We start from the raw sequence: 5556 nt of genomic DNA, 5'->3' as shown, positions 1-5556 counted from the left end.
AGGTCGGGGGCGGGGACGCGGGCGTCGATGAGCGCGTCGCAGTGCGTCAGCGAGCCGTCGACCTGCGGGGAGCGGACGGTGAAGCGGCCGGTCGCCTCGTCGGTGCCGTACTCGGCGGCCGGGCCCGCCACGTGCAGGACGCCCGCCGCGAGNNAGCTCCTTCCTCGCGGCGGGCCCGCCGCGAGGAAGGAGCTGAGGGGCGCGAACCAGCCGAGGAAGTCCTCGTGGTGGGAGCGGCGGGTCAGGCCGCCGAAGTCGACCGCGAGGCGGATGGTTCCGCGGACGTCGCGCAGCACGTCCAGGGCCGCTTTGCGGGGGCCGTGGAGGTTGCCCTGTCCGGCGTGGCCGAGGTCGTCGTCGATGAGCCGGGTCAGTGCGGCGGTGAATGCGGCGGGGCTCGGGAAGGAGCGGCCGGCGAAGGGGCGTACGAGGGTGTCGATGTCGAGCGGGGGCAGGTCGTGGCCGCCGTGGCGGCGGGCCTCGGTGTCCAGGAGGTGGGGTGCCTGTTCGGCGCCTTCGGCGGCGACGAGGGCGGTCGCGGCGCTCAGGTAGTCCTGTTCGGCGGTGTCGCCGTGGCGGGCGCGCAGGGCGGTGGCGTGGTGGACGAGGAGCATCTCGGCGTGCAGCCAGGGCCAGAGGTCGGCGCGGAAGTCGAGCGGGCCGCGGGCGCGCAGGGCGGTGACGCGTTCGGGGGTGAACAGCCGGGCCCGGTAGCGCCACAGGGGGCCCTTCTGGTTCGTGCCTCGGGCGGGCAGGGGCGCTCCGGAGCGGGAGCCGGCGATCAGGACGGGTTCGAGTCCGGAGGGGTGGTAGGTGAGGGCCTTGTCCGGGCCTTCGGCGAAGTGGCCGCCGCGTCCGGTGGTGAGGGCCGCGACGACGTCGTAGAACGTCAGGCCCATGCCGAGGACGGCGGTCCGGGTGCCCGGCGCGATGGTCTCCAGCGGCATGTCGGCGGCGCTGTCGCCGCGCAGGTGGCGCAGGGCGGGGCGGGTGTGCGCGAAGTCGGCGAAGCGGGCCTGGCCTGCGGGGAGTTCGGGGTGCGGGTGGCCGGTGGCGAGGATCACCCGGTCGGCGTCGATCAGGGTGCCGTCCGAGCAGCTCAGCCGCCAGGTGTCACCGGCTGCGCGCAGTGCGGTGACGTGTCCGGTGTGCCGGCGCAGGGTCGCGTGGTCCGGCAGCGAGTCCTGTACGGACTGGAGGAAGAACCGCAGGTATTCGCCGTACAGGACGCGGGGGGCGTAGGCGTTCGGGCCGGGGCAGCAGTCGTCGTTCGCGGCCCACCACTGGCCGAGGCTGGGTCCGGCGCCCGCGCGGGCGGGGCCGTCGTCGGCGGGGCCCGAGAACATGGTGACCTCGCCGCAGGCGGTGTTCATCAGGAACACCGGGTTCTGGTCCGTGCGCCAGACCCGGCCCGCGCCGACCTCGTCCTTGTCGATGAGGACGATCTCCACGGGCCGCTCCGGGGCGGACTCGCGCAGCCGGACGGCGAGGCGTTCGACGACGGCGAGGCCGCGCGGTCCCGATCCGACGACGGCGATGCGGTGGGGTGCGGCGGCGCGGGCGCGGGTGAGGGCGGCGGCCGACAGGTCGTGGGTGTCCGCGGTGTGGCGGAGCATGCCGAGCAGCCTGCTGGAGGTGACGGCGTGCCGGGTGGTGTCGGCGGCGGGCAGCGGCATGTTCCCGGTGGCGGCCCACACGAGCCGGCCGTCGTCGGAGATCGCGCCGCGTGCCGCGCCCGCGTTGTCGCGGTGCAGGCAGAACGGCACGTCGAGCGTCCCGGCCGCGAAGGCCGCGCGCAGTCCGGCGCCGAGGTCGGGGCCGTGGTCGAGGACGGCGGTGATGAGCCTGGTCGCCTCGGCGCAGACGATCTCGTAGTCGGCCTCGCGGGCCCAGGGCAGCGTGTCGTCGTGCACGGCGTGCCGGGCAGCGCGGGCCGCCCTCTCCAGCGCGGACACGTTCTCGGCGACGGTGGGGATGCGGTGCGCCTCGGCGACCGTCTTGACGATCATCCGGTGCGCTCCGCCGCGTACGGCGATGCGGGCCGAGGAGTCCAGGAGGAGTTCGGCGCCGGCCTCGGTGGCGGGGTAGACGCCCATGTACGTGTAGAGCACCACGTGGCGGGCGACGTCGGCGGGCAGGAACAGGTCGGCGAGGTGGTGCAGGGCCGCGAGCGCCTCGATGTCCTGCACCGGGCTGGTCTGCTGGGCGTACGACAGCGACAGGGAGGTGATCCCGTGCTGGGCGAAGAACATGGCTTCGAGGACGCTGATCGCCACCAGCAGGGACGGCGGGCACAGCTGGCCGAGCATGCAGCCGCCGAAGGTCTCCAGGTGGGCGCGGAGTCCGCGCTGTGCGCTGTGCTCGGCGAACTGGCGGGTGGCGTCCGCCCAGGCGGGCACCGACTCGGCGAGCGGGAGCCGGGAGTAGGGCAGGCAGTAGGAGACGGGGCCGCCCTCGGAGGCGGCGAGCCCCGCTTCGGTCATCGCCTCGAAGATGTGCGCGGGGCGGGCCGAGCCGTGCCGGACCTGGACGGGGATACGTCCGGCCGCGGCGGCGACGCGGGCGGTGACCTGCGGGCCGTGGTTGACGAGGGGGAAGCCGTTGAGCGCGCGGCCCGCCGCGAGGGCCGCCGCCGCGCCGGTGAGGTCCTCGACGCGGGTGTAGGAGTCGACGGTGATCGTCGCGAGGGTGCGGGCCCGGGCCCCGGCGACGGCCGCGATGCCCTCCGCCATGGTCCCGGGGTCCGGCATGCCCATCCGGGGCTGGACGACCAGCAGCCCCGCGCGGGCCGCCTGCTCCACGTACGTCTGCATGTCGGGCGCTGCCGGTGCGGGCGGTGTCGGGTTCACGCGGCGGCCCCCGCGACCGCGCGTCGCCCGGCGGTCATCCGCTGGAGCGTGGCACCGAACTCCGCCGGGTCCGCGCCCTCGGTGAAGACCGCGTCGAAGCCCTCGGCGACAAGTTCGCCGGCCAGGTGGTGCTGCGCGCCCTGGATGCCGAGCTTGCCGCCGATCATGACGGGTACGGCGCTGACGGCCGGGTCGGCGTCCGCGCGCAGCGTCCGGATCAGCCGGCGGCCGTCGATGTGGCCGTGGCCGTTCACCGAGGAGATGACCACGGCGTCGGGCCTGGACAGGCGTATCTGGCTGACGATCTCGGCGTCGGGGACGCAGGGGCCGAGGTTGTTCACCTCGTATCCGCGTTCCTCCAGCAGGAGCTGGAGGAAGACGAGGTTCCACGTGTGGGAGTCGGAGGAGACCGTGGACAGCAGCACACGCGGGGGTCTGGAGCGGACCGTGGACATCGGGAGAACCTCCTGTCGGTGCGCCGCGGGCTGCGGCGACACGACGAAGATCCCTGGTCCCGGCCGGGGTGCCCAGGCCGGTTCGAAGGTCGTGAACTCCGGTTCACGGATGCCGTGCGGGCAGCTTGCGGGAGGCCGCCGTACGGGAGACTCGTCGGTGGGCCGGGGCTCCGGTGGGCGCTTCGGGCACCCGGACCGGCGTACCGGTGCCCGGCAGCGGCTGGGGCGGGCGCAGGCGCTGGAGGTGGCGGGTCACGTGATCGGGGGTGACCTCGGTGTTCCAGACGATCTCGGTGAGCACCGGGGGCAGGGCGGGCAGCGGGATCTCGACCAGCTGCCCGGACTCCAGCTGGGATCCGACCGCGATGGCGGGTACGAGGCCCACACCGAGGCCGCCCAGCGCCGACGACTTGACGCCGTCCACGCTGCCCACCTGCTGGAGGCGTACGTCGCCGAGACGGGGCAGCGCCTGCCGCTCGGCGAGGTCGCGGTACACGCAGCCGGGGGCGGTGACCAGGAGCCGGCGCGGCCGGGCCACGGCCTCGGGGGTGCCGACCAGGACGGGGCGGTCGGTCCAGAGGTGCCGCCGGTTCTCCTCCCGGGCCGGGGGCGGGGCGGTCGTGGAGTTGATCAGCGCGGCCGACAGGTCGCCCCGCTCCACCTGGTCGCGCAGCTCGGCGACCGAGCCGACGAAGACCTGCATGTCGAGGTCGGGCATGAGGCGGTGCAGGGTGCGCAGCAGGCCGGGCAGGCGGTAGGTGCACAGGGAGGCCGTGGCGCCGATGTGCAGGGCGGCGCGGCTGTCCTGCGCGGCGGCCGTCACCGCCGCCTGGGCCTTGGCGAGCTTGTCGAGGATGTCGCTCGCGTAGTCGAGGAAGCGGGCGCCGGCCTTGGTGAGCCGGTTGCCCGCGTTGCCGCGCTCCAGCAGCGGGGTGCCCAGGGAGCGTTCGAGTGCCTGGAGGTGCGCGGTGACCGTCGAGCGCGCGTAGCCGAGCCGGTCGGCGGCCTCCGCCAGGCTGCCGCTCTCCGCGACGACGACGAATGTCTCCAGTTTCTGGACGTCCATCCCGCAACCCCTCCCGTGTCCTGACCGAAGCACATACTTGTACTGGAGTTCAGCTTAAGGGTGTCGCGGTCGGCCGAGCGGGGTCCGGGGGGCACCTTGACGAGCCCTTGACCCTGATCGACTCCAGAACAACTTTGTTCTCCGGTATAGATTTGAACCACTGATGGGGACAACGGGGGAGGGCCCACATGAGCACAGCGGAACCGATCGCCATCGTCGGGATCGGGTGCCGGTTTCCCGGCGCGGCCGGCCCGGCGGAGTTCTGGGAGCTGCTGGCGGCGGGCACCGACGCCGTCACCCCCGTGCCGCCGGACCGGTTCGACGTCAGCGCCTGGTACGACCCGAGCCCCGGCACCCCGGACAGCCTGATCTCCCGCCACGGCGGCTTCCTCACCGGCCTGTTCGACTTCGACGACGCGTTCTTCGGCATCTCGCCACGCGAGGCACGCACCATGGACCCGCAGCAACGCCTCCTCCTGCACACCGTGTGGGAGGCGTTCGAGGACGCCTCGATCCCGCCGTCCACCGTCCGGGGCAGCCACACCGGAGTCTTCGTGGGCCAGTCGACCGCCGAGTACGCCGAGACGACGGGCCGCGCGGCCACGGCGGACGTCCGCGCCCTGGCGGGCGGCAGGCTCCGCGCCGTCACCGCCGGACGCCTCTCGCACGCCTTCGACCTGCGCGGGCCCAGCCTGGTCCTGGACACCGCCTGCTCGTCCTCGCTCGTCGCCGTGCACACGGCACGCCAGAGCCTGCTGTCCGGGGAGTGCGACCTGGCCGTCGCGGCCGGCGTCAACGCGGTCCTCTCCCCCCTCGACGCGGTCGCCTACTCCCAGGGCCGGATGCTCGCCCCCGACGGCCGCTGCAAGTTCGGCGACAGCCGCGCCGACGGGTTCGTACGCGGCGAGGGCGTGGGAGCGGTCCTCCTCAAGCGGCTCTCCCGCGCCCTCGCCGACGGCGACCCCGTCCGTGCCGTGCTGCTGGGCAGCGCGGTCACCAACGACGGCGACGGCAGCGGCCTGCTCCTCCAGCCTGCGGTGCCTGGACAGGCCGCGATGCTGCGCGCCGCCTGGCGCAGCGCCGGGGTGGCGCCCGGCGAGGTGGACTACGTGGAGGCGCATGGGACGGGGACGACCGTGGGGGACGGGGTCGAACTGCGGGCGCTGGCGGAGGTGTTGCGGGAGGG

General features: G+C 74.3%; 4 protein-coding genes. 1 reads left to right on the top strand and 3 read right to left on the bottom strand.

Features of this window, described 5'->3' with window-relative positions; all coding sequences use genetic code 11:
* Positions 1 to 154: 154 nt before the first annotated feature.
* The 3 genes from AOK24_RS51365 to AOK24_RS31220 all read right to left on the bottom strand — a co-directional run.
* On the bottom strand, positions 155 to 2849 hold a 2695-nt coding region (locus AOK24_RS51365), incomplete at its 3' end, for an FAD/NAD(P)-binding protein (protein ID WP_276206869.1).
* Positions 2846 to 3304, bottom strand: coding sequence for a cobalamin B12-binding domain-containing protein (locus tag AOK24_RS31225; RefSeq protein WP_079057085.1), 459 nt, complete (start codon positions 3302 to 3304; stop codon positions 2846 to 2848). The genes AOK24_RS31225 and AOK24_RS51365, both read right to left, overlap by 4 nt.
* Before the next feature lie 103 nt (positions 3305 to 3407).
* On the bottom strand, positions 3408 to 4370 hold the full coding sequence (locus AOK24_RS31220; RefSeq protein ID WP_055723396.1) for a LysR family transcriptional regulator: 963 nt from the start codon (positions 4368 to 4370) through the stop codon (positions 3408 to 3410).
* 188 nt (positions 4371 to 4558) lie between these two features.
* Here AOK24_RS31220 and AOK24_RS31215 point away from each other — a divergent pair.
* Positions 4559 to 5556: beta-ketoacyl [acyl carrier protein] synthase domain-containing protein (locus AOK24_RS31215; RefSeq protein WP_167376878.1), on the top strand; the 998-nt coding region annotated here is incomplete at its 3' end.

The organism is Streptomyces niveiscabiei (assembly GCF_001419795.1).
Classification (GTDB): Bacteria; Actinomycetota; Actinomycetes; order Streptomycetales; family Streptomycetaceae; genus Streptomyces; species Streptomyces niveiscabiei.
This window is presented reverse-complemented; position numbering and strand designations above follow the sequence as displayed.

Coding starts and splice junctions, on each gene's coding strand:
- AOK24_RS31225 (WP_079057085.1), bottom strand. CDS start 3,304: ATGTCCACGGTCCGCTCCAGACCCCCGCGTGTGCTGCTGTCCACGGTC.
- AOK24_RS31220 (WP_055723396.1), bottom strand. CDS start 4,370: ATGGACGTCCAGAAACTGGAGACATTCGTCGTCGTCGCGGAGAGCGGC.